20 protein-coding genes are annotated in these 22426 nt (G+C 70.1%); 10 read left to right on the top strand and 10 right to left on the bottom strand.

The window, feature by feature from the left end:
- Positions 1–32: 32 nt before the first annotated feature.
- Positions 33–1112, bottom strand: coding sequence for an NAD(P)-dependent alcohol dehydrogenase (locus tag RAN53_RS11095; protein WP_305796883.1), 1080 nt, complete (start codon positions 1110–1112; stop codon positions 33–35).
- A gap of 231 nt (positions 1113–1343) precedes the next feature.
- Here RAN53_RS11095 and RAN53_RS11090 point away from each other — a divergent pair, with 231 nt between their 5' ends.
- From RAN53_RS11090 to RAN53_RS11080, 3 genes are read left to right on the top strand one after another with little or no spacing between them, the layout of a single operon-like run.
- The gene (locus RAN53_RS11090) at positions 1344–1820 is read left to right on the top strand and encodes a peroxiredoxin (RefSeq protein WP_305796882.1); all 477 of its coding nucleotides are present in this window, start codon (positions 1344–1346) and stop codon (positions 1818–1820) included.
- A 26-nt stretch (positions 1821–1846) separates the two neighbouring features.
- Positions 1847–2272: a VOC family protein gene (locus tag RAN53_RS11085; protein ID WP_305796881.1), complete on the top strand. Its 426-nt coding sequence runs from the start codon at positions 1847–1849 to the stop codon at positions 2270–2272.
- 54 nt (positions 2273–2326) lie between these two features.
- Positions 2327–3391, top strand: a complete 1065-nt coding sequence (locus RAN53_RS11080) for an NAD(P)-dependent alcohol dehydrogenase (protein WP_305796880.1) — start codon at positions 2327–2329, stop codon at positions 3389–3391.
- Between the two features lie 311 nt (positions 3392–3702).
- Here RAN53_RS11080 and RAN53_RS11075 read toward each other — a convergent pair whose 3' ends face one another.
- The 7 genes from RAN53_RS11075 to RAN53_RS11045 all read right to left on the bottom strand — a co-directional run bounded on the left by RAN53_RS11075 (position 3703) and on the right by RAN53_RS11045 (position 12271).
- Positions 3703–4272: a YceI family protein gene (locus RAN53_RS11075; protein ID WP_305796879.1), complete on the bottom strand. Its 570-nt coding sequence runs from the start codon at positions 4270–4272 to the stop codon at positions 3703–3705.
- A 163-nt stretch (positions 4273–4435) separates the two neighbouring features.
- Entirely contained in the window at positions 4436–5209 is a 774-nt protein-coding gene (locus RAN53_RS11070; RefSeq protein WP_305796878.1) for an enoyl-CoA hydratase-related protein, read from the bottom strand.
- A 200-nt stretch (positions 5210–5409) separates the two neighbouring features.
- Positions 5410–6258, bottom strand: coding sequence for a 3-hydroxybutyryl-CoA dehydrogenase (locus RAN53_RS11065; RefSeq protein ID WP_305796877.1), 849 nt, complete (start codon positions 6256–6258; stop codon positions 5410–5412).
- A gap of 119 nt (positions 6259–6377) precedes the next feature.
- Entirely contained in the window at positions 6378–8009 is a 1632-nt protein-coding gene (locus RAN53_RS11060; RefSeq protein ID WP_305796876.1) for an acyl-CoA synthetase, read from the bottom strand.
- Between the two features lie 93 nt (positions 8010–8102).
- Positions 8103–9902 carry an acyl-CoA dehydrogenase gene (locus RAN53_RS11055; RefSeq protein ID WP_305796875.1) on the bottom strand — a complete coding sequence of 600 codons (1800 nt, stop codon included), beginning with the start codon at positions 9900–9902 and terminating at the stop codon, positions 8103–8105.
- Between the two features lie 98 nt (positions 9903–10000).
- Positions 10001–11416 carry an MFS transporter gene (locus tag RAN53_RS11050; protein WP_305796874.1) on the bottom strand — a complete coding sequence of 472 codons (1416 nt, stop codon included), beginning with the start codon at positions 11414–11416 and terminating at the stop codon, positions 10001–10003.
- A 213-nt stretch (positions 11417–11629) separates the two neighbouring features.
- Positions 11630–12271, bottom strand: a complete 642-nt coding sequence (locus RAN53_RS11045) for a class I SAM-dependent methyltransferase (protein WP_305796873.1) — start codon at positions 12269–12271, stop codon at positions 11630–11632.
- A 55-nt stretch (positions 12272–12326) separates the two neighbouring features.
- On the opposite strand from RAN53_RS11045, the gene RAN53_RS11040 reads away from it, so the two are divergent.
- The 3 genes from RAN53_RS11040 to RAN53_RS11030 all read left to right on the top strand — a co-directional run bounded on the left by RAN53_RS11040 (position 12327) and on the right by RAN53_RS11030 (position 14130).
- Entirely contained in the window at positions 12327–12734 is a 408-nt protein-coding gene (locus RAN53_RS11040) for a VOC family protein (protein WP_305796872.1), read from the top strand.
- Between the two features lie 84 nt (positions 12735–12818).
- Positions 12819–13196 carry a DUF4870 family protein gene (locus tag RAN53_RS11035; protein WP_305796871.1) on the top strand — a complete coding sequence of 126 codons (378 nt, stop codon included), beginning with the start codon at positions 12819–12821 and terminating at the stop codon, positions 13194–13196.
- A 4-nt stretch (positions 13197–13200) separates the two neighbouring features.
- Positions 13201–14130: a lysophospholipid acyltransferase family protein gene (locus RAN53_RS11030; protein WP_305796870.1), complete on the top strand. Its 930-nt coding sequence runs from the start codon at positions 13201–13203 to the stop codon at positions 14128–14130.
- Positions 14131–14175: 45 nt separating this feature from the next.
- On the opposite strand, the gene RAN53_RS11025 is transcribed toward RAN53_RS11030, so the two are convergent.
- Together RAN53_RS11025 and RAN53_RS11020 are read right to left on the bottom strand one after the other, a co-directional pair.
- On the bottom strand, positions 14176–15582 hold the full coding sequence (locus RAN53_RS11025) for a mannose-1-phosphate guanylyltransferase/mannose-6-phosphate isomerase (protein WP_305796869.1): 1407 nt from the start codon (positions 15580–15582) through the stop codon (positions 14176–14178).
- Positions 15579–17147: an alkaline phosphatase gene (locus RAN53_RS11020; protein WP_305796868.1), complete on the bottom strand. Its 1569-nt coding sequence runs from the start codon at positions 17145–17147 to the stop codon at positions 15579–15581. Before RAN53_RS11020 ends, RAN53_RS11025 begins: the two co-directional genes overlap by 4 nt.
- 184 nt (positions 17148–17331) lie before the next feature.
- Between RAN53_RS11020 and RAN53_RS11015 the strand changes: the two genes are divergently transcribed.
- From RAN53_RS11015 to RAN53_RS11000, 4 genes are read left to right on the top strand one after another with little or no spacing between them, the layout of a single operon-like run.
- Positions 17332–18891, top strand: a complete 1560-nt coding sequence (locus RAN53_RS11015; protein ID WP_305796867.1) for a glucan biosynthesis protein — start codon at positions 17332–17334, stop codon at positions 18889–18891.
- Positions 18863–20785: a glucans biosynthesis glucosyltransferase MdoH gene (gene mdoH / locus RAN53_RS11010; RefSeq protein WP_305796866.1), complete on the top strand. Its 1923-nt coding sequence runs from the start codon at positions 18863–18865 to the stop codon at positions 20783–20785. The genes RAN53_RS11015 and mdoH overlap by 29 nt, the downstream gene beginning before the upstream one ends.
- Positions 20782–21585, top strand: coding sequence for an FkbM family methyltransferase (locus RAN53_RS11005; RefSeq protein ID WP_305796865.1), 804 nt, complete (start codon positions 20782–20784; stop codon positions 21583–21585). Before mdoH ends, RAN53_RS11005 begins: the two co-directional genes overlap by 4 nt.
- The gene (locus tag RAN53_RS11000) at positions 21582–22409 is read left to right on the top strand and encodes a creatininase family protein (RefSeq protein ID WP_305796864.1); all 828 of its coding nucleotides are present in this window, start codon (positions 21582–21584) and stop codon (positions 22407–22409) included. Before RAN53_RS11005 ends, RAN53_RS11000 begins: the two co-directional genes overlap by 4 nt.
- The last annotated feature ends 17 nt before the right edge of the window (positions 22410–22426 follow it).

Genomic DNA, 22426 nt, shown 5'->3' with positions numbered 1-22426 from the left:
GATTGTACCAGAACTCTCGCGAAAGCAATGACTCAGGAGACTTCCAGCGCGATCTTGAGCACGCCGTCGCGCTGGTGGGAGAAGAGATCGTAGGCGTCGACGATCTTCTCCAGCGGGTAGCGGTGGGTGACCATGGGGCCGAGATCCAGGCGGCCGCTGTCGATGATCTGCATCAGGCGGCGCATGCGCTCCTTGCCGCCGGGGCACAGCGAGGTGACGATGCGATGATCGCCGAGGCCCGCGCAGAAGGCATCCAGCGGAATGCTGAGGTTCTCGGAGTAGACCCCGAGGCTCGACAGGGTGCCGCCGGGCTTGATGACGCGCAGCGCCTGCTCGAAGGTCTGCTGCAACCCCAGCGCCTCGATGGAGGCGTCCACCCCGCGCCCGCCGGTGAGCTTGCGGATCTCGTCCACCACGTCCACCTGGCGGAAGTTGAGGGTCACGTCGGCACCCATCTTCTTCGCCATCTCGAGGCGCTCGTCGACGCCATCCACGGCGATGATCAGTCCCGCGCCGCGCAGCCTTGCGCCGGCGGTGGCGCACAGGCCGATGGGGCCCTGGGCGAACACCGCCACGCTGTCGCCGATCTTGATGTTGGCGGACTCCGCCCCGGCGAAGCCGGTGGACATGATGTCCGGGCACATCAGCACCTGGTCATCGGTGAGGCCATCGGGCACCGGCGAGAGGTTGGCCTGGGCATCCGGCACCCGCAGGTACTCGGCCTGGGCGCCGTCGATGGTGTTGCCGAAGCGCCAGCCGCCCATGGGCTTGTAGCCGTGGGCGTGGTGGCCGCCGTCCTGGGCGCTGCAGCCGTCCTGGCAGGCGTAGGAGGTGAAGCTCGGGCATATGGCGCCGGCGATCACCCGCTGGCCCTCCCGGTAGCCCTGGACGTTGGCGCCGAGCTTCTCGATCACGCCCACCGGCTCGTGGCCCACGATCAGCCCCTTCTCTACCGGGTACTCGCCCTTGAGGATATGCACGTCGGTGCCGCAGATGGTAGTGGTGGTCACCCGGATCAGGGCGTCGTTGGGGCCGATGTCGGGGATCGGGCGGTCATCGATCTCGATGCGTCCGGGCTCGACGAAGACGGCGGCTTTCATCATGGCGGGCATGGGGCACTCCTGGGTGACGTGGCAACATGACCCCATCAGCTATAGCAGCTGGGAGCGAATTCACCATGACGCATATCAAGGATAGGACCGCGGCCACCTGACGGGGCGACCCCATCGACGCCCGCGCGGGACCCAGCGTGAACGATAGCGTTTGGCGTTATCCGCACCGCCAAGGCAGACTGGTGGGGCTTGGTTCCCGACACCTTTCCCACCAGAAGAAGGAAGCTTTCCATGACGATTGCTACCGGCGAGCGCATTCCCGACGTCACTATCAAGACCAACGGCCCCGATGGCCCCGAGGACCTCAACACCGGCGACTTCTTCGCCGGCCGCAAGGTGGTGCTGTTCGCGGTGCCCGGCGCCTTCACCCCGGGCTGCTCCAACACCCATATGCCAGGCTTCGTCGTCAATGCCGACAAGATACTGGCCAAAGGGGTCGCCGCCATCGGCTGCCTGGCGGTCAACGACGCCTTCGTGCTGGGCGCCTGGCAGCGTGACCAGAACGCCCAGGCCATCACCATGCTGGCCGACGGCAATGCCGAGCTGACCCGCGCGCTGGGGCTCGAGCTGGACGCCAGCGGTGGCGGCATGGGCACCCGCTGCAAGCGCTTCGCCGCCATCGTCGACGACGGCGTGGTCGAGTATCTGGGCGTCGATGCGAAAGGCGTCGACCAGAGCAGCGCCGAGACGGTGCTGGCCCGGCTGTAAGCGCTGCGCCGCTTGAGGAGAGTTCCATGCGCCTTTCCCCCTTTCATCTGGCAATCCCGGTCCATGACCTGCCCGCGGCCCGTGCCTTCTACGGCGAGGTGTTCGGCCTGGAGGAGGGTCGTTCCAGCGAGCAGTGGGTGGACTTCGACTTCTTCGGCCACCAGCTGGTGATCCACGAGCACCCGAAGATGCCCTACCAGGAGAACGCCAGCACCAACGCGGTGGACGGCCACGACGTGCCGGTGCCCCACTTCGGCGTGGTGCTCGGCTGGGACGACTGGGAGGCGCTGGCCGCACGGCTGCGCGAGCGCGCCACCGCGTTCGTGATTGAACCCTATGTACGCTTCCAGGGTCAGGTGGGCGAGCAGGCCACCATGTTCCTGCTCGACCCCTGCGGCAACGCCCTGGAGTTCAAGGCCTTCAAGGACATGAACCAGCTGTTCGCCAAGTGACGCCGCGCCGTGCCAGGCGTCACCATACCCGACGACCCGAGGAGAACCTCTACCATGAGCCAGACCCGCGCCTATGCGGCCTTCGCCGACGACCAGCCCCTGGCCCCCTTCTCCTTCGAGCGCCGCCAGCCGCGCCCGGATGATGTTGCCATCGAGATCCTCTACTGCGGCGTCTGCCACAGCGACCTGCACTTCGCCCACAACGACTGGGGCATGACGCGCTACCCCATCGTGCCCGGCCACGAGATCGTCGGTCGCGTCACCGCCGTGGGCGACGCGGTGAGCCGCTTCAAGGAGGGCGACCTGGTAGGGGTCGGCTGCATGGTCGATTCCTGCCGCGACTGCCAGCCCTGCCGCGAGGGCGTCGAGCAGTACTGCGAGAACGGCTTCACCATGACCTACGGTAGCGACGACCGCCACGATGGCAGCCTCACCCAGGGCGGCTACTCCGACCGCATCGTGGTCAGCGAGCACTTCGTGCTGCGCATGCCCCAGGGCATCGACCTGCCCTCCGCCGCGCCCATCCTGTGCGCCGGCATCACCACCTACTCGCCGCTCAGGCACTACGGCGTGAAGGCCGGCCACAGGGTCGGGGTGATCGGCATGGGGGGCCTCGGCCACATGGGGGTCAAGCTGGCCAAGGCGCTGGGCGCCGAGGTGACGGTGTTCACCCGCTCCGAGGCCAAGGTCGAGGAAGCCAGGCGCCACGGCGCCGACCATGTAGTCGTCTCCAGCGACGAGGCACAGATGGAGGCCGTGGCCGAGACCTTCGACTTCATGCTCGACACCGTGCCGGTCCAGCACGACCTCAACCCCTACCTGGCCGCGCTGCGCTACGACGGTACCCATATCCTGGTCGGCCTGATGGACCCCATCGAGCCGGCGGTGGAGGGCTTCAACCTGATCTTCAAGCGGCGCGTGCTGGCCGGCTCGCTGATCGGCGGCATCCCCGAGACCCAGGAGCTGCTCGACCTGTGCGCCGAGCAGGGCATCACCTGCGACGTGGAGATGGTCGACATCCAGAATATCAACACCGCCTTCGAGCGCATGCAGAAGGGTGACGTGCGCTACCGCTTCGTCATCGACATGCAGTCGCTGAAACAGGGCGATGCGACCTGAACGCGGCCCCTCCGCTCAGCGCGAGGCAAGGCGGCGCGGCCGTGGCAGGAGTGCCACGGCCGCGTCGTTTACGGGCTGGCGCCGGCGGCGAAGCAGAGGGCGTAGGGCAGGATGCCCTGCATCCTCCGCGGCGCTGGGTGGAGGAGTTCCTCGAGTGCGAGGCTTGCGGCCGGCTATTCCGGCATGGCAGCCACGCCTGGAGGATGGAGGCGCTGGTCGAGCGCCTCAGGCAGCGGGCCCCTGGTCGTAACCGGCGTTGACCGATTCACGCCCGTGCTCACAGGGTACTTACTGGCTCACTGGGCACTGGCTCACTGGGTAAATACCAGATTAAAGCTGACCGGTACCGCCGTGCTGATGGCGGAGAGCCCGGCCACCTCACGCAGGGCCTCGACACCCTCGCCCAGCCCGAAGTCCTCGGCGGAGATAATCACGGGGTGCACGGAGCTGACCAGCAGAGTCGAGTCGTCGAGGCGAACCGCCTGTATCTCGGCCTCCAGCTCCAGCGTCTCGCCATGCAGGCTCAGGCTCAGGGTCTGCGTCTCCTGGCGCCGCTCGCCCACTTGCATGTCCGCAAGGGCTTCCTCGCCCATCGACACACTGACCTCCGCCTCGCCGAACTGGCCGGTCTCGAACAGCATCTCCTGCATGCGCTCATTGCGAATCTCGATGCCGGTCTCGACGCTCGAGAGGTCGATCAACACCCGACTCTCCTGCTCCTCGATGCTGCCGGAGAGCTTGCCGAAGCTGTTGATCTCGCCGGTGGAGGCGTTCTTGATGGAGACGTAATGCACCGAGGAGTGCTCCTCGTCCAGTTGCCAGGCGGCCTGGGCCCAGACTGGCGCGGCGAGTAGCAGCGCGGAAACTAACAGTGCTTTCATGATGGTTTTCTCCCAGCCTGGGGGTTCAGAGCGTTACTGCCAGCTATCACCATAGTCCGTCACGCAACCTGTGCAAGGGGGCCATCGGAAGGCAACCCTGTAACGCAACGCGGCCGTGGCACTCATGCCACGGCCGCGTTGTTTCAGGCCAGGTGCAGTGGAATCAGAAGTTCGGCTTGCGCTTCTCAACGAAGGCGCTCATGCCCTCGGTCTGCTCGCCGCCGGCGAAGCAGAAGGCGAACAGGGCGTTTTCCAGGGCCAGGGCGCTGTCCAGGTCCTGGTCCAGGCCGTCGTGGATCGCCTGCTTCGCGGCGCGCACCGACTGCGGGCCGTTGCCGCCGAGCTGCTGGGTGAGCTCCTCCACATAACCCTCGAGCTCGGCCTGGGGCATCACCCGGTTGACCAGGCCGATACGCAGGGCCTCATTGGCATCGATCTTGCGCCCGGTGGTGCACAGGTCGATGGCCATGGCCGGGCCCACGCGGCGCGGCAGGCGCTGGGTGCCGCCGAAGCCGGGGATCACGCCCAGCAGCACCTCGGGCTGGCCGAAGATGGCGTTGTCGCTGGCCACCGCCCAGTCGCAGGCCAGCGCCAGCTCGCAGCCGCCGCCCAGGCAGAAGCCGTTGACCAGGGCCACGGTGGGCACCGGCAGGGTCTCCAGGCGCTTGAAGGTATCCAGCGCCTGGCGGGCGAAGTCGCGGGCCTGCTCCGCGGTCTTCTCGCGCATCTCGGCGATATCGGCGCCGGCCACGAAGGACTTCTCGCCGGCGCCGGTGATCACCACGGCACGCAGGTCATAGCGGCCCTCAAGGCCCGCCAGCACACGCTCCAGCTCCGCCAGCACGTCGCTGTTCAGGGCATTCAGCGCCTTGGGGCGATTGATGGTCAGGCGCACGATGCCGGCGTTGTCGACCACCTCGATCGTTTTCTCGCTCATGGATGGGGCTCCTTGGGTTGTTGTTGGGACGGGGTTGAGAGGCTATTGAGACGATACCACCCAACCCTAGCGAACGCTTGGTTGGGCGGCAATCCTTCCTTGGTGGATCCAGACAGTTATCAGCCCGGCGGGGGCGCCTGGCGGCGCCTTCGCCCGGCGGAGCCGGCCTCCCACAGGGTGGCAATAGCGGGTGCCACGCTCTATCCGTAAACGTGGAAGCCGCGACCCGTCTTCCGCCCCAGATAGCCGGCGTCGACCATGCGCTTGAGCAGCGGGCAGGGGCGATACTTGGGATCGCCGAAGCCCTCCTGCAGCACCTCCATGATGGAGAGGCAGACATCCAGGCCGATCAGATCGGCGAGCGCCAGCGGGCCCAGCGGGTGGGCGGCGCCCAGCTTCATGGCTGCATCGATGTCCTCGGCGCTGGCCACGCCCTCCTGGAGCAGGAAGGCCGCCTCGTTGATCATCGGCACCAGCAGGCGGTTGACCGCGAACCCGGGGGAGTCGCCGATGGCCACGGCGGTCTTGCCCAGCGCCTCGGTGAGGGCCTCGATACGCGCCACGGTGGCATCACTGGTCTGCTCGGCGCGGATCACCTCGACCAGCTTGAGCACCGGCACCGGGTTGAAGAAGTGCATGCCCACCACCCGCTCGGGGCGCTCGCACACCGCGGCCAGGCGGGTCAGCGACAGCGACGAGGTGTTGGAGGCCAGGATCGCCTCATGGGTCAGGCGACTCAGGTCGCGGAACAGCTTCTCCTTGAGCGCCGGCTGCTCGGGCGCGGCCTCGACGATCACCTCGCAGTCGCGCAGGGCATCCAGCGCCGTGGAAGTATCCAGGCGCTGCATGGCGGCGTCCTTGTCGGCCTCACCCAGCTTCTCCTTGGCCACCAGCTTGGAAAGCCCCTTGTCGATGGCAGCACTGGCTCGCTGCAGCTGCTCGTCGGCGACGTCGTAGAGCTTGACGGCGAAGCCGCTCTGAACCAGCACCTGGGCGATGCCCTGTCCCATGGTACCGGCGCCCACCACGCCGATCACTTGCTCACTCATTGCACTCTCCTGATGCTCTGCCTTGATCTGCCATGGACTGTCGCTCGAAGCTTTTTCCGGCGACAAGCCTCCGGACGCTTCTCGCTTGAGTCAAAGACGATTAGATTTGTGATCTGCTGTTACTGCTTGCGCGCTTCATCGCGCAGCACGAACTTCTGGATCTTGCCGGTGGAGGTCTTGGGCAGCTCGCTGAAGACCACCGTCCTGGGCGCCTTGAAGTGAGCCAGGTGTTCACGGCAGTGCTTGATAATGTCCTGCTCGGTGATCTCGTCGTAGCCGACCTTCAGCTTGACGAAGGCGCAGGGGGTCTCGCCCCACTTCTCGTCGGGCTTGGCCACCACCGCGGCCTCCTCCACCGCCGGGTGCGAGTAGATGCAGTCCTCCACCTCGATGGTGGAGATGTTCTCGCCGCCGGAGATGATGATGTCCTTGGAGCGATCCTTGATCTCGATGTAGCCGTCGGCATGCCACACGGCCAGGTCGCCGGTATGGTACCAGCCGCCCTCCAGGGCCTGTTCGGTAGCTGCCGCGTTCTTGAGGTAGCCCTTCATCACGTTGTTGCCGCGCATCAGGATCTCGCCGATGGTCTCGCCATCCTTGGGCACCGGCTCCAGGGTATTGGGGTCGGCCACGCAGAGCGCCTCCAGCATGGGGTAGCGCACCCCCTGGCGGGACTTGAGCTTTGCTCGCTCCTCCATGGGCAGCTCATCCCACGCCTCGCGCCAGGCGCAGGAGGTCACCGGGCCATAGACCTCGGTGAGGCCGTAGACGTGGGTGACGTCGATGCCGAGCCGCTCGACGCCGGCGATCACCGAGGCGGGTGGTGCCGCGCCGGCAGTGGTCACCTTCACCGGGTGGTCGAAGTCGCGCTTGTCCTCGGCGGGCAGGTTGACCAGGCCGTTGAGCACGATGGGCGCGCCGCTGAAGTGGCTCACCTTCTCGTCGGCGATCAGGTCCATCACCCGCTTCGCTTCCACCTTGCGCAGGCAGACATTGGTGCCAGCGGCGGCGGCGATGGTCCAGGGGAAGCACCAGCCGTTGCAGTGGAACATCGGCAGGGTCCAGAGATAGACCGGGTGGTGGGGCATCGCCCACACCAGAATGTTGCTGGTGGCGTTCAGATAGGCACCGCGGTGGTGGTAGACCACCCCCTTGGGCTTGCCGGTGGTGCCGGAGGTGTAGTTGAGCGAGATCGCCTGCCACTCGTCCTCGGGCAGCCGGTAGGGATAGGCCGGGTCGCCCTCGGCCAGCAGCGTCTCGTATTCGAGCTCGCCGATGGCGCGCCCCTCGGGCATGAATTCGGGGTCCGCCACATCGATGATCAGCGGCTTGGCGGCGAGCTTCGCCACCGCCTCCTCGATGACGTCGGCAAACTCCGGGTCGACCAGGATCGCCTTCGCCTCGCCGTGCTCCAGCATGTAGGCGATCGCCTCGGCATCCAGGCGGATGTTCAGGGTGTTGAGCACGCCGCCCGCCAGGGGCACGCCGAAGTGGGCCTCGAACATCGCCGGCACGTTGGGCAGCATCGCCGCCACCGTCTCGCCGGGCTGGATGCCGTGCTTATTCAGCGCCGAGGCGAGCCGCCGGCAGCGCTCCCAGGTGGTGCCCCAGTCGCGGCGGATCTCGCCGTGGACCACCGCCGGGTAGTCCGGATAGACCGAGGCGGTGCGCTCGATAAAGGTCAGCGGCGAGAGCGCCACGTGGTTGGCCGGCGTCTGGGGCAGGCCCTGTTCGAAGATGCTCTGGCTCATGGGTGGCTCCGTGATCTGGCGCTTGGCCATGGAAGAAGTCGTGGACCGAAAGGAGGCCACCGGCGCAGGGCCGGCGGCGAATCGAAGCGGGAATCAGTGGGCGGTGGCGTCGAAGGCGGCGAGGCTCGCCATGCCGGCCTCGATCACCGCGCGCTGGGCACGGCCCACCGGCAGCCACTGGCGAATAGCGTAGTCGGCACTCTGACGCTTGGCCGAGTAGAACGGCTCCTCGCGGCCTTCGGCCATGGCCGCGCTGGCCTTGAGGGCCGCCCGCCCCATCTGCCAGGCACACAGCACGTGGCCGGCCAGGCTCAGCAAGGGGGTGGCATAGGCCTGGACGGCGTCGGCACCGCGCTCGGGGTCGGGGTCGGCACCCGCCTCCAGCACCAGGGCCATGGCGGCGCGCAGGTCGGCGGCACCGCCGGCCAGGCTCCTGCCCAGCTCGATGTGTTCGGCACTCGCCTCGAGCGCCGCGGCGGTGGCCTCCACCTCGTCGATCAGGCCCGCGAGGGCCGCACCGCCGTCACGCTGCAACTTGCGCCCGGCCAGGTCCAGGGCCTGGATGCCGTTGGTGCCCTCGTAGATGGGGGCGATGCGGGCATCACGCAGCAGCTGGGCGGCGCCGGTCTCCTCGATGAAGCCCATGCCGCCGTGGACCTGCACGCCCAGGGAGGCGATCTCCACGGCCTGGTCGGTGGAGAAGGCCTTGACCACCGGGATCAGCACGTCGACCCGGGCCTGGGCGGCGGCGCGCTCGGCGTCATCGGCGGCGTGGCGGGCCAGGTCGAGCTGGGCGGCGCAGGTCAGGGCGAGCGCACGCAGGGCGTCGGTGCGGGCACGCATGGAGAGCAGCATGCGGCGCACGTCGAGATGGTCGCTGATCGTGCAGTCGCTGCGGCCGGAGCGCGGGCTGCGCCCCTGGGTGCGGTCGAGGGCATAGGCGAAGGCGTGCTGGCAGGCGCGCTCGGCCACGCCGATGCCCTGGATGCCCACCTTGTGGCGGGCCTCGTTCATCATGGTGAACATATGGTTGAGGCCGCGGCCCTCCTCGCCCACCAGGTAGCCGATGGCGCCGTCGTTCTCGCCGAAGCTCAGGGTGCAGGTGGGTGAGCCGTGGATGCCCAGCTTGTGCTCGATGGAGGCGCAGGTGACGTCGTTGCGCTCGCCCAGCGAGCCGTCCTCGTCAACCAGAAACTTGGGAACCAGAAACAGCGAGATGCCCCTGTTACCCTCGGGGGCATCGGGCTTGCGCGCCAGTACCAGGTGGATGATGTTCTCGGCGGCGTCGTGCTCGCCCCAGGTGATGTAGATCTTCTGGCCGAACAGCCGGTAGCTGCCGTCCTCCTGGGGCACGGCGCGGGTGCGCACCTTGGAGAGGTCCGAGCCGGCCTGGGGCTCGGTGAGGTTCATGGTGCCGGTCCAGCTGCCCTCGATCAGCTTCGGCAGGTAGATCGCCCGCTGCTCGTCGCTGCCGTGGTGGGCCAGGGCCTCGATGGCGCCAGCGGTGAGCATGGGGCACAGGCCCAGCGCCATGTTGGCGCCGTGGAGCATCTCCTGGACCGAGCTTGCCACGACCTCGGGCAGACCCTGGCCACCCAGGGCCTCGGAGACGCCGATGCCGTTCCAGCCGCCCTCGGCGTAGGCCCGGTAAGCCTCACTAAAGCCGTCGGGGACGCTCACGCTTCCATCGTCGCGGCGGGTACAGCCCTGGCGGTCGCCGCTGGCGTTGAGCGGCGCCCATACCTCGCCCGCGAGCTTCGCCGCTTCCTCCAGCACGGCCTCCACCAAATCGGGGCTGGCCTCCTCGAAGCCGGGCAGCGAGAGCGAGCCGTAGTCGAGCAGCTCCTCCAGCACGAAGCGGAGATCACGGACGGGAGCGGCAAAGGGAATCATCGAAGCACCTCGGGGAAAATGATAACAGCGATAGTAGATTCACTACTTTTCGCCGACCATTAGCCCTAGGTCGTAGCCGCTCCTCCGGTCCTCTTGCGTCAGGCGCGCCCCGCGGCGGGCTCGATGCCCGGCAGCTCCTCCTGGGCAGGCTCGGTGCCCTCCTCGGCCTCTGCGAAGTAGGCAACATGCGCTTCGTCGGCCGGCGGCGGCCCCACCAGCGGCTCCGCCACCCCCACCTCGGGTACAACACCAGACAGGTCCTCCATATGCTCGTGCTCGATGGCGCCCTGCACCAGCTCCTCGGTCACCGCGAGCTCGGCGCCGGCGGCGGACATCGGCGTGCTGGGCGAGAACGGCGCCACCGGCACCGGCGCCGGACGCACGCTGCGCCGCCAGCCGAAGAAGGCCACCAGGAAGATGCCCATGGCGCCGAAGCTCCAGAACAGGCCGGCATCGCCGAGCAGGCTCATCACCGGCGAGACCAGCGGCGGGCTCACCGCCGAGCCGATGGCATTGATCAGCAGCAGGCCCTGGCTCATGCGCACCAGGGCGCCGGCCGGGGCGCGGTCGGCGGCGTGGCCCACCGCCACCGGATAGAGCGAGAAGATGCCGCCGCCGAGCAGGAACAGCAGCCCGGCCAGCGTCCAGGTGGTCATCGGCAGCCACAGCACCGCCGCGGAGATCAGGGAGCAGAAGGCCCCGATCAGGATCAGCACCAGCTGGCGGTCGTGGCGATCCGACCAGCGCCCCACCGGGTATTGCAGCAGCATGGCGCCGAGCACCATCACCGCCATCATCTGGCCGACCCGGTCGACCGACAGCCCGGTGCGCTGCAGGTAGAGTGGCAGCAGCGAGTAGGCGGCGGCCACCGCCAGCCCCGAGCCGAAGCTGCCCATCACCCCGGTGGGGGTCAGGGTGATCAGGCGGAGTGGCGAGAGCGGCTCGGCCTTCTCGATCAGCGGCGAGACCCGCGGGATCATCGCCATGGGCAGCACCGAGAGCGAGGCCAGCATGCCGATCACCATGAACGACGACGCCCCGCCCATCGCCTCGGTGACGCCCAGCAGCAGCTGGCCGAGCACCCCGGCGGCGTAGAGCGAGATCATGTAGAGCGCCAGCAACCGGCCGCGGACCCGGGCATCGCCGGAGGCCAGCAGCCAGCTCTCGATCACCAGGTAGACCCCCACCGTGGCCCAGCCGCCGACCAGGCGCAGGGCAAACCAGGCCCAGGGATGCTCCACCAGGCCCTGCAGCAGCACGGTGACCGCCACCAGCGAGGCGAAGCTGCCGTAGGCGCGGATATGGCCGATGCGCAGCAGCAGCCGGTCGTTGAGCATGGCGCCCAACGCCAGGCCGATGAAGTAGGCCGAGGAGACCCAGCCGATCACCACCGCCGATTCGCCGGCGGCGTCCAGGCGCAGGGTGATCACGGTGGCCAGGAAACCGTTGCCGATGCCGAGGATGAAGAGCCCCAGCAGGGGAGCGAGGGCCATGGCCAGAAGTTGCCGCGACATTGCATGCCTCACACGGGAAGGAGATAGAAGAGAAGGGTGGCAGATGCGCTGCGAAAGCGCCTGGCAGGCGGCATCGAGACGCCCTCGCCCGACATGCTGAGCGCGCGAATCATACGCCCGCTCGCCGGCGAGTCAATCGCTTTCCCGAGGCAGGCGCCGCTGCCAGCATTTTCTTCCGGCGTCGGGGCTGTGTTTCGGCAAGATCCTCCGCCGTCAGCCCCCCTTGTGCAGCAGCACCACGTCGGCGGCGGGAAACTCGACGCTCATCGAAAGCGACTCGGCCAGCCAGCGGAAGGTCGCCTCGCTGAAGAAGCTCACATGGGTGGGATCGAGGATATAGTGCCAGCGCGCGAAGGCGGCGTGGTCGGTGACCCGCTTGGTCATCAGCCCGAGCCAGCCACCGGGCCGCAGCAGGCCCGCCAGTCGGGTGAGCTCCTCACCCGGCGCGAACAGGTGCTCGGCAACCTCGGTGGCGGTGATAAAATCGTACTCGCCTTCCAGCACGCTCGCATCCGGCGCGAAGAAGGGGTCATAGATCGCCATGGGGTGGCCGGCCTCCTCGAACATCACCGACAGCGTCGGGCCCGGCCCGGCGCCGAAGTCGAGCCCAGATGTCCCGCGGGCGAGCCTGGCCTGCAGCGGGTCGAACAGCCGCGACAGGAAGCGCCGGTAGCCGGGGTCGTCCGGCGAGTTCTCGTGCCGGTCGTAGACCGCCCGCTCCTCCTCCGGGCCGAGCCGGAAGGCCGGCGGCACGAACACCAGCGCGCAGCGTCGGCAACAGTGGTACTCGCGACGCGCATCGCGGTGGTAGTGCGCCGTATCGGCGGATGCGCATAGCGGGCAGGTCGGCATCATCGTATCCTCTGTGGCAGAGTCATTTACGCTAGAACAATCCTTCAAGGAGAGACGAATGCTGTCAGGTCTGGACCATCTGGTCATTACCGTGACCGACATTTCCCGTGCCGTGGACTTCTACTCCCGGGTGCTGGGGCTGGAGGTGCGCTACCGCGATCGCGAACGCGTCGACCTGATCCTCGGCGACCTGGCCCTGCGCCTGCACTGGACCGCCACCGATATCGAGCCCCGCGCCGCCACCCCCACCCCCGGCAGCCTGGACCTGTGCCTGCGCAGCCTGCTGCCGCTGGACGAGGTGGCCCACCATCTGAAGGCGCTGGACGTGGAGATCGAGCTGGGACCGGTGCAACGCCAGGGCGCCAACGGCCAGATCGAGTCGCTCTACCTGCGCGACCCGGACGGCAACCTGCTCGAGATCAGCCGCCCGCTGCGCAACGCCCCCGAATCCGACAGCGCCGACTGAGGCCGGCGACGCTGGCATTGAGGCCCTCTCCGGGTATCATGGACCACCCGCTTTCCATACCGAACCAGGACGTTAGCCCACGCCATGAGCGACAACCTGCACAACGACCACGTGATCATCGAGTCTCCCGAGCCGGTCGACACCACCCTCCCCATGGTCATCTATGCCCTCTACCTGGCGAGCATCATCACCGGCGGGCTCACCGCCCTGGTGGGCGTGGTCATTGCCTACGTCTATCGCGGCAAGGGGCCTGAATGGCTCGACCAGCACTACCGCTACCAGGTACGCACCTTCTGGATCGGCCTGCTCTACTTCTGCCTCTCCGGGGTGCTGATGTTCGTGCTGGTGGGCTTCCTGCTGTGGCTGGTGGCCGTGGTATGGCTGGTGATCCGCTGCGTCAAGGGCTTCAAGGGGCTCCAGGAGAAGCGCTCCCCCGATAACGTGGACACCTGGCTGGTGTAACGGCATGGCCAAGGCTTCCTCCCGCACGAGCACCCTCATGGCCCGCGCCATCGAGACCCTTTGGCGCTCGCTGGCCGGTCGCCGGCTTGCCACCCTGTGGCGCCTCGCCCGGCTGATCGGCCCGCTGGTGCATCGGTTCAGCCGTCGCGAGCGGGAGGTCACCGGGACCAACCTGGCTCAGGTCTACCCGGGCGGCGACGCTGCCGATCGACGCCGCCTCGCCGGCGAGAGCCTGACCCACTCCGCCGCCACCATGCTGGAGATCGGCTTCGCCTGGATGGGCGAGCCCGCTCGGGTCGAGGCCTCGATACTCGCCGTGCACGGCCGCGAACTGCTCGACGAGGCGCGTGCCGAGGGGCGCGGGGTCATCGTTCTCGCCCCCCACTTCGGCAACTGGGAGGTGCTCAACTTCTGGCTCTCCAGCCACTTCCCCTTCACCGCCATGTACGAACCGCCCAAGATCGCCGAGCTCGACGCCGTGACCCGCGCCGGTCGCGAGCGCATGGGGGCGAGCCTGGTGCCCACCAATCCGCGCGGCGTGGCCGCCCTGCTCAAGGCGCTCAAGCGCAGCGAGGCGATCGGCATCCTGCCCGACCAGGAGCCGAACTGGGGCAGCGGCGTCTTCGCCCCCTTCTTCGGCCGCCTCGCCTACACCGCCACCCTGCTGCCCAAACTCGTCGCCCGCACCGAGGCCCGGGTGGTCACCGGGGTGGCCAGGCGCCTCCCCGGCCGGGGCTTCGAGATCCACTTCCTGCCCGCCGACGAGCGCGTCTATCAAGCAGACGAGGTCGAGTCGGCCACCGGGGTCAACGCCTGCGTGGAGGCCGCCATCGCCCTGGACCCGGCCCAGTACCAGTGGGAGTACAAGCGCTACCGCAAGGTGATTCAGGAGCAGGAAGGCCATCCCGAGCATCGCCGCTTCAGGATCTACTGACCCCTGCACCGCCTACGGGCCAGGGCGGACCGGCGCCAACTCGGTTCACTCCCGCCCGTAGCGATCGTCCAGGCGCACGATGTCGTCCTCGCCGAGGTAGCTGCCGGACTGCACCTCGATCAGCTCCAGGGGGATCAGCCCGGGGTTCTCCAGGCAGTGCACCCGCCCCACGGGAATGAAGGTCGACTCGTTCTCCCCCACCAGGAAGGTCGTCTCGTCCAGGGTCACCCGGGCGGTGCCCCGCACCACCACCCAGTGCTCGGCGCGATGGTGGTGGAGCTGGCGCGACAGTCGTGCGCCGGGACGCACCGTGATGTGCTTGACCTGATGGCGCGTGCCGGCGTCCACCGTGGCGTAGTGCCCCCAGGGGCGGAACACCGTGGCGGCCTGGCGGGCCTCCGCGCGACCGTCGGCCTCGAGGCGCGCCACCAGTCCACGCAGCGCCTGGCTGCTGGCGCGGTCGGCCACCAGCACCGCGTCATCGGTCTCCACGATCACAAGGTCTCTCACCCCCAGGGTCGCCACCAGCCGCGACTCGGCATGCACCAGGAGCCCCTGGCTCGCCTCGCAGAGGACATCGCCGTGCAGCGCATTATGGTGGTCGTCATGGGGCAGCACCTCCCACAGCGCCTGCCAGGAGCCGATGTCGCTCCATCCGGCGGCGAGCGGCACCATGGCCGCCCGGTCGGTGCGCTCCATCACCGCCACGTCGAGGGAATCGGCCGGGCAGGCCAGGAAGGCGTCTCGGCCGGGGCGCAGGAAGTCCAGGTCGACGACGGCCCCCGCCAGGGCCTCGCGGCAGGCCGCGAGGATCGCCGGGGCATGGCGGGCCAGCGCCGCCAGGGCGTCCGCCGGGCGCAGCACGAAGATGCCGCTGTTCCAGTAGTGGTCGCCGGCGGCCAGGAAGGCCGCGGCGCGCTCGGCGCAGGGCTTCTCCACGAAGCGCGCCACCGCGAAGCCCCCGCCGCCCAGGGGGTTGCCGGCTTGGAGGTAGCCGAAGCCGGTCTCGGCACGGGTCGGAACCACGCCGAAGGTGACCAGGTGCCCGCGCGCGGCCAGGCGGGCGGCGCTCACCACCGCATCGCGGAAGGCGGCCTCGTCGCCCAGGTGGTGGTCCGAGGGCAGTACCAGCAGCGGCCCCTCGTGCCCCTCGCGCTCGGCCAACAGCGCCGCCAAGGCGACCGCCGGCGCCGTGCCGCGCCCTTCGGGCTCGAGCAGCAGCGTCGCCTCCCCCACCCCGGCCTGGCGCAGTTGTTCGGCGGCCAGGAAGCGATGCGCCTCGTGGCAGACGACGATGGGAGGGCCAACCGGCAGCCCCTCGAGCCTGGCCAGGGTGCAGGCCAGCAGGCTGCGCGCCTCCTCCAGGGAGAGGAACTGCTTGGGCCGCGCCCGGCGCGACAGCGGCCAGAGCCGCACGCCGCTGCCGCCGGCCAGGATCACGGGGGTCATCATGGGCCAAAGTCCTCGTGCAGCCAGCCGCGCAGGGCCTCGAGTCCGGCCAGCGGCACCCGGGTGCCGGGGTGCATGCCGGGCACGAAGCCGCGGGACAGGAAGGGCTCGACCAGGGCGGCGTCGCCACTGATCACGTGGACCGGCACCCCGTAGCCGGCCCCCTCGCCGACAATCAGCGGCGCCGGCTGATGGTCGCCGAGCAGGACCAGCAGGGTGTCATCGTCGACGAAGGCCTCCGCCCAGCGGGTGCTTGCACCGACAGCGTAGTCGACCGCCAGGGCGTAGTGCTCGCGCACCTGCGCCAGGTCCTGCCACAGCGCGTCGGGGGCGGGGCCGGCATCGGCCCAGCGCTGGAAGATACTGCCGTCGCCCACCGCCTTCCAGTCGTCCAGCAGCGGCAGAATCGGCGTCCACGGGGCATGGCTCGAGATCAGCGCCACCTGGGCGAACAGCGGGGCCTCGGCCGGCCGGCGCAGGCGACGCTCCAGGTAATTCAGGGTGAACTGGTCCGGCATGGTCACCCAGTTCAGCGGCGGGCCGGCGTAGTCGATATCCGCCGCGGCATGGATCGCGTCGAAACCGTAGGCCTCGCCCTCGGGCCAGGCCAGAGTGATGGCGGGCATCAGGGCCAGGCTGTGATGCCCGGTGGCGCGCAGGTCGTCCACCAGGGTCGACCGGTCGCTGTCCAGCATCAGGCGGTACCAGAGCGAGTTATCGATGGCGAGCCCGCCCAGCACGCTGGCGTGGGCGAGCCAGGACTGGCCGCCACGGATGGGGGACGCCAGCACCCCGCTGGCCACCGTGAGCCCGGCGCCGGCCAGGCGCTGGGTAGCCTCGACGAGCCGCGGCCCCACCACCTCGGCGAAGGGGTCGTCGAACAGCGCCGAGGCACCGTAGGACTCCACGAACACCAGCAGCAGGTCGCGTCCGGCCAGCCCAGGCAGCGGCGTGGTCTGGCCGGAGGTGGCATCCAGACGCGCGGCGAAGTCGCGGCGGGCGCGCTGGGTTGCCACCAGTTGCTCGGCCTGGAAGCGCAGGGTGTCCATGGCCGGCGCCCGGGCCACCGGCAGCCAGCGCTGGTGATGCCACTGGGCGGCCAGCAGGGCGAGGCTCGCCGCCAGCGCCAGCCCCGCCAGCCCGCGGCCAAGCGCACCCGGCGAGACACCATGGACGAGGCGCATCCCGCGGTTCAGCCCCCAGCCGCCGAGACCGACCAGCGCCACGGCCAGCGCCACCGTAACCCAGGCCAGGAGGCCACCCAGGTTGCCCTCCAGCAGGTGGAGCACCGAGCGCAGCAGCGGCAGGTCCAGGGTAAGGTTGAGCGGGCGCCCGAAGGCCAGGTGGGTGGCCGCGTCCCCGAGCCCGGCGAGCAGCGCCACCAGCACCGCCAGGGTCAGCGGCGGGCGCAGCCAGCGAAGCCGCCCGGCCGGCAGCAGCACCAGCAGGGCCACCACCAGCACCGCCTCCAGGGCCACCCAGCGGGTGTCGATCGCCCCGAAGCGCACCCACAGGGGCACCAGCAGCAGCACATTGAGCAGGACGGCGAGGCCCAGCAGACGCGGCATCGAAGGTGGCTCCTGGGGGCGGGTGAAGGGGAACGGACCTCCTGACTCAGGGTAGTCCATGGCATGTCATGTACTTATCATCCATTATGTACAAGACTTGTAACACAATGAAGCGCAGCGGTGCCACGTGCAGGATCCGCCAACCGTGACGACACTGAGTCAGGAACCCCGGGAGAGACGCGCCATGCCCCCGAGACCCATCGCCGGCCTGGTCACCGGCCTCGCCTTGCTGCTGGTGGCGGCACCTCCTGCCGCCGCCACCGCCCCCGAGGAGGTCGAGACCCTCTTCGAGAGTGTCACCGACAGGGCCGAGGCGCTGGCCGCCCGTGCCTTTGACCCCGGCACCGGGGCGCTGCCCGAGGCACTGCGCGATTTGGACTACGATACCTATCGCCAGATCCGCTTCCGCCCCGAGGCGGCTCTGTGGCGCGACGCCGGACTCTTCACGGTGCAGCTCTTCCACACCGGCTTCCTGTTCGATGCCCCGGTGCAGCTCAACACGGTGGAGGATGGTACGGTGACCACGCTCGACTTCGACTCCAGCCGCTTCCGCTACGACGACGCCGCCGCCGGGCTGGCGCGGCAGGACCTCGCCGGCGCCGGCCACGCCGGCTTCCGGCTGCACTTCCCCCTCAACCGCGCCGCGGTCCAAGATGAGTTCGCCGTCTTCCTCGGCGCCTCCTACTTCCGCCTGGTGGGGCGCGGCCAGGGCTACGGCCTCTCCGCCCGCGGGCTGGCCATCGACACCGCCCGGCCCCGTGGCGAGGAGTTCCCGGCCTTCCGCGAGTTCTGGCTGGTCCGCCCGGCCCCCGAGGCGACCCGCATGACGGTGCTGGCCCTGCTCGACAGCCCCTCGCTGGCCGGCGCCTACCGCTTCGACATCGCCCCGGGACGCGATATCGAGGTCGAGGTGACCGCCCGGCTCTTCGCCCGCCGCGACGTGGAGACCCTGGGCATCGCCCCCCTGACCAGCATGTTCGCCCACGGCGACACCACCCCGCGCGACGTGGATGACCACCGCCCGGCGGTGCACGACTCCGACGGCCTGCTGGTGCTCACCGGTGGGAAGGAGTGGATCTGGCGGCCGCTCACCAACCCGCAGGCGCTGCGCGTCTCGGCGCTGCTCGACCGCGACCCCGGGGGCTTCGGGCTGGTGCAGCGGGCCCGCGACTTCGCCCACTACCTGGACCTGGAGGCCCGCTACGAGCGGCGTCCCAGCCAGTGGGTAGCGCCCCTCGAACCCTGGGGCCCGGGTCGCGTGCAGCTGGTGGAGATTCCCGCCCCGGACGAGACCCACGACAACATCGTCGCCTTCTGGGTGAGCGACACCCCGCTGCGTGCCGGCGAGGCGCGCGAGCTGCGCTACCGCACCCACACCTTCGTCGCCGAGCCGGCCGGGATCGCGCCGGCCCGGGTCCTGCGTACCCGCCAGGGCTGGGGCGGCGTGCCCGGCGACCCCGACCCGCCGCCACGCAGCCGCCGCCACTTCCTGGTCGACTTCGCCGGCGGGGAACTCGAGGGGCTGGCCGCCGACCAGCCGGTGACGGCCGAGCTCACCGCGAGCCGCGGCACGGTCCACCACCTGCAGGCACGCCCCCTGCCGGAGGGACGTGGCTGGCGCGCTTCCTTCCGCCTCGACCCCGAGGGCGACGCCCCCAGCGACCTGCGCCTGCGACTGAGCCTGCACGGCGAGGTGATCAGCGAGACCTGGAACCATGTCTGGCACCCCGACGAACGGCGCTAGCCTCGCCCTGGGGCGCGGACGCGCCGCCGCCGGGCGGCTGCCGGGGCTGGCCGTACGCCGGCTTCTGCTGGCCGCCCTGGTGGGGCTGACCACCCTGGCCGGGGCGGGGCTGATGGCCCAGGTGCTGTGGCTGGACGGCTTCACCCCCCTGCGCGTGGCGATCCTGGCCCTCTTCACTCTCACCTTCGCCTGGATCGCCGTGGGCTTCTGGACCGCCCTGGCCGGCTGCCTGCTGCTGCTGGCCGACCGCGACCCCCTGACACTCAAGCGTCGCCCGCGGGTCGCCGACGAGGCTCGGCTGCCGATCACCCGGCACACCGTGCTGGCCATGCCGATCCACAACGAATCGCCCGAGCAGGTGATCGCGGCCCTCGCGGCCACCGCCGAGTCGCTGATCGCCACCGGCGAGGCGCGCCACTTCACGCTCTTCGTACTCAGCGATACCACCGACCCCGCCATCGCCGCGGCGGAGGCACAGGCCATCGCCGGGCTGCAGGCTTGCCTCGAGGGCCGCCTGACCCTGCACTACCGGCGCCGCGACAGCAACGCCGGGCGCAAGGCAGGCAACCTCGCCGAGTTCTGTCGGCGATGGGGCGCGGCCTTCGACTTCCTGGTAGTGCTCGACGCCGACAGCCGCCTGGCAGGCGAGACCGTGCTGGGACTGGTGCGCGCCCTGCAGGCCCGCCCCCGGGTCGCGCTGATCCAGACGGTGCCGCTGCCGGTGCGCCAAGTCACCCTGTTCGGTCGCCTCTCGCAGTTCGCCGCCAGCCTCTACGCCCCCATGCTGGCCGCCGGCCAGGGCGCCTGGCAGGGCGACGCCGCCAACTACTGGGGGCACAACGCCATTCTGCGCCTGCACGCCTTCATGGACCACGCCGGCCTGCCGCGCCTGCCCGGCCGCCCGCCGCTGGGCGGCGAGATCCTCAGCCACGACTTCGTGGAGGCCGCCCTGCTGCGCCGCGCCGGCTGGGAGGTGGAGCTCGAGACGCGCCTGCCGGGCAGCTTCGAGGAGATGCCCGGCAACCTGCTCGACTACGCCCGGCGCGACCGCCGCTGGACCCAGGGCAACCTGCAGCACCTGCGCCTGCTGGGGGCACCCGGCCTGCATGCCATGAGCCGGCTGCACTTCCTGCTGGGCGCCATGGCCTTCGTCTCCTCGCTGCTGTGGCTCGCCATCCTGCTCGCCGGCAGCCTGGACGCGGCGCTACTCGCCCAGCGCGAGCCCGCCTACTTCACCGCCGGCGAGCAGCTCTTCCCGCTCTGGCCCCGGGCCCGGCCGGAGCTGATCACCGCCCTGCTGGCACTGACCGCCAGCCTGCTGTTGCTCCCCAAGGGGCTCGGCCTGCTGCTCGCCCTGGGGCGGCGTGCCGCCGCCTACGGCGGACGGGTGCGCCTGGTCGCCGGCGCCCTGCTGGAGGCGGTCGCCGCCATCCTGCTGGCGCCCATCATGATGGCCTTCCACAGCGCCTTCGTGCTCGGCGTGCTCACCGGCACCAACGTCGATTGGGGAGCCCAGCCGCGCGAGGGGCGCGCCGTGCCCTGGCGCGCCGCGCTGCGACACGCCGCACCCTTCGCCCTGCTCGGCGCGCTGTGGGTCGCCCTCGTCCAGTGGCAGGCACCGCTGCTCCTCGCCTGGCTGGCGCCGGTCTGGGTGGGCCTGCTCCTGGCGCCGCTGCTGGTACGCGTTAGCGGCAGCCACCGCGCCGCCGCCTGGCTGGACCGCCTCGGCCTGCTGCGCACGCCGGAGTCCCGGACCCATGTGGGGCTGCTGGAAGCACGTCGTGACCTCAACGACGGCGACGCAGCCGAAGCCGAGACAGCGGCCCTTCGGCCAACGCCCCCCGAGTGCCCCGGGGAGATGCCCACCCAGTCCCTTCACAAGGAACCTCGATGACGGCACTTCTCTCCCCGGCTCGTCTGCGCCAGGGCCTCGGCCTCGCCCGTTCACTGTTCATCTACTGGCGGCCGGGGCGCCAGCGTGGGCTGCGCCGCCTCTATGCCGACTTCATCGGCCCCGGCGACCTGGCCTTCGACATCGGCGCCCACCTGGGCGACCGCACCGCGGCCTTCCAGGCCCTGGGGGCCCGGGTGGTGGCCCTGGAGCCCCAGCCCGGCCCCTTCCGCTGGCTGGCCCGGCTGGTAGGTGGCCGCCCCGGCGTCACCCTGTTGCCCCTCGCCGCGGGGGCGGCCCCCGGCGAGGCACGCCTCGCGGTGAGCGAGGCCAACCCCACGGTCTCCACCCTGGCCCACGAGTGGCGCACCACCATCGGGGCGCACAACCCGGGCTTCCGCGAGGTACGCTGGGAGGGCCAGCATCGCGTGACCCTGACCACCCTCGACGCGCTGATCGCCGAGCATGGTGTGCCGCGCTTCTGCAAGATCGACGTGGAAGGGTACGAGGCCGAGGTGCTGACGGGGCTCTCCACGCCGCTTCCGGGCGTCTCGGTAGAGTTCGTGGCCGGCGCCCTGGGGGTGGCCGAGCGCTGCGTGACACGCCTGGCCGCGCTGGGCGACTATCGCTTCAACGCCATCGAGGGGGAACGCCGGGCGTTCCGCTGGGCCGAGTGGCGCGACGCCGAGGCCACCCTCGCCTGGCTCGCCGGGGGCGCCGACGGCCTCGCCTCCGGCGACCTCTACGCGCGGCTGGCCGCGCCCCATGACACCGCCGACGCCAACCGGGAGCCCCCTGAATGAAAGACGACGCTACCCTGCCGGACTTCCCCCGCTGGCAGGCGCTGACCACGCCGGAGCTCGCCGCCCTGCCCGAAGAGAGCGTGGCGGTGATGGCGCTCGGCGCCATCGAGCAGCACGGCGCCCACCTGCCGCTCTCCACCGACCTCGACATCGCCGAGGGGCTGCTGGCAGCCGCCCTGGCGCGGCTGCCCGCGGGCTTCCCGCTGGTGCAGCTGCCCGCCCTGGCGGTGGGCGCCAGCGACGAGCACCTCGCCTTCCCCGGCACGCTGAGCCTCCCGCCGGAGCTGGCCATCGCCACCCTGGAGGCCCACGGCGAGGCGGTGGCCCGGGCCGGCTTCCAGCGCCTGGTGTGGCTCAATGCCCACGGCGGCAACAAGGCGGTCATGGACCTGGCCGCCCTGCGGCTGCGTCGCCGCCACGGCCTGCTGGTGGTCAAGGTCCACTACACGCGCATGCCGCTGCCGGAGGGGCTGCCCGAGGCCGCGCTGCCTGCCGAGGAAATTCGCCATGGGCTGCATGGCGGGGCGCTGGAGACCGCCCTGATGCGCCACCTTGCGCCGGGGAAGGTGCGCCTCGAGGCGCTGAGCGCCTCCATCTCCCGGGGGCAGGCCATGGCCGAGGAGGGCCAGCTGCTGGGGCCCGAGGGCGAGGCGGCCTTCGCCTGGCTGGCCGAGGACCTGCATCCCGGAGGCGTGGTCGGCAACGCCCCGCTGGGGACGGCAGCGCTGGGCGAACGCCTGGTGGCGCACTACGCCGAACGCATCGTCCGTATCCTGCAGGAGACCCGGGCCATGCGCCTCGAGAGGGTCCACGGCGGGCCCTGACGCCCTCGCCCAGCAGT

This window comes from Halomonas sp. SSL-5, assembly GCF_030708455.1.
Taxonomy (GTDB): Bacteria; Pseudomonadota; Gammaproteobacteria; order Pseudomonadales; family Halomonadaceae; genus Halomonas.
Note: the sequence above shows the minus strand (reverse complement) of the source record. Positions and strands in the feature narration are given on the sequence as shown.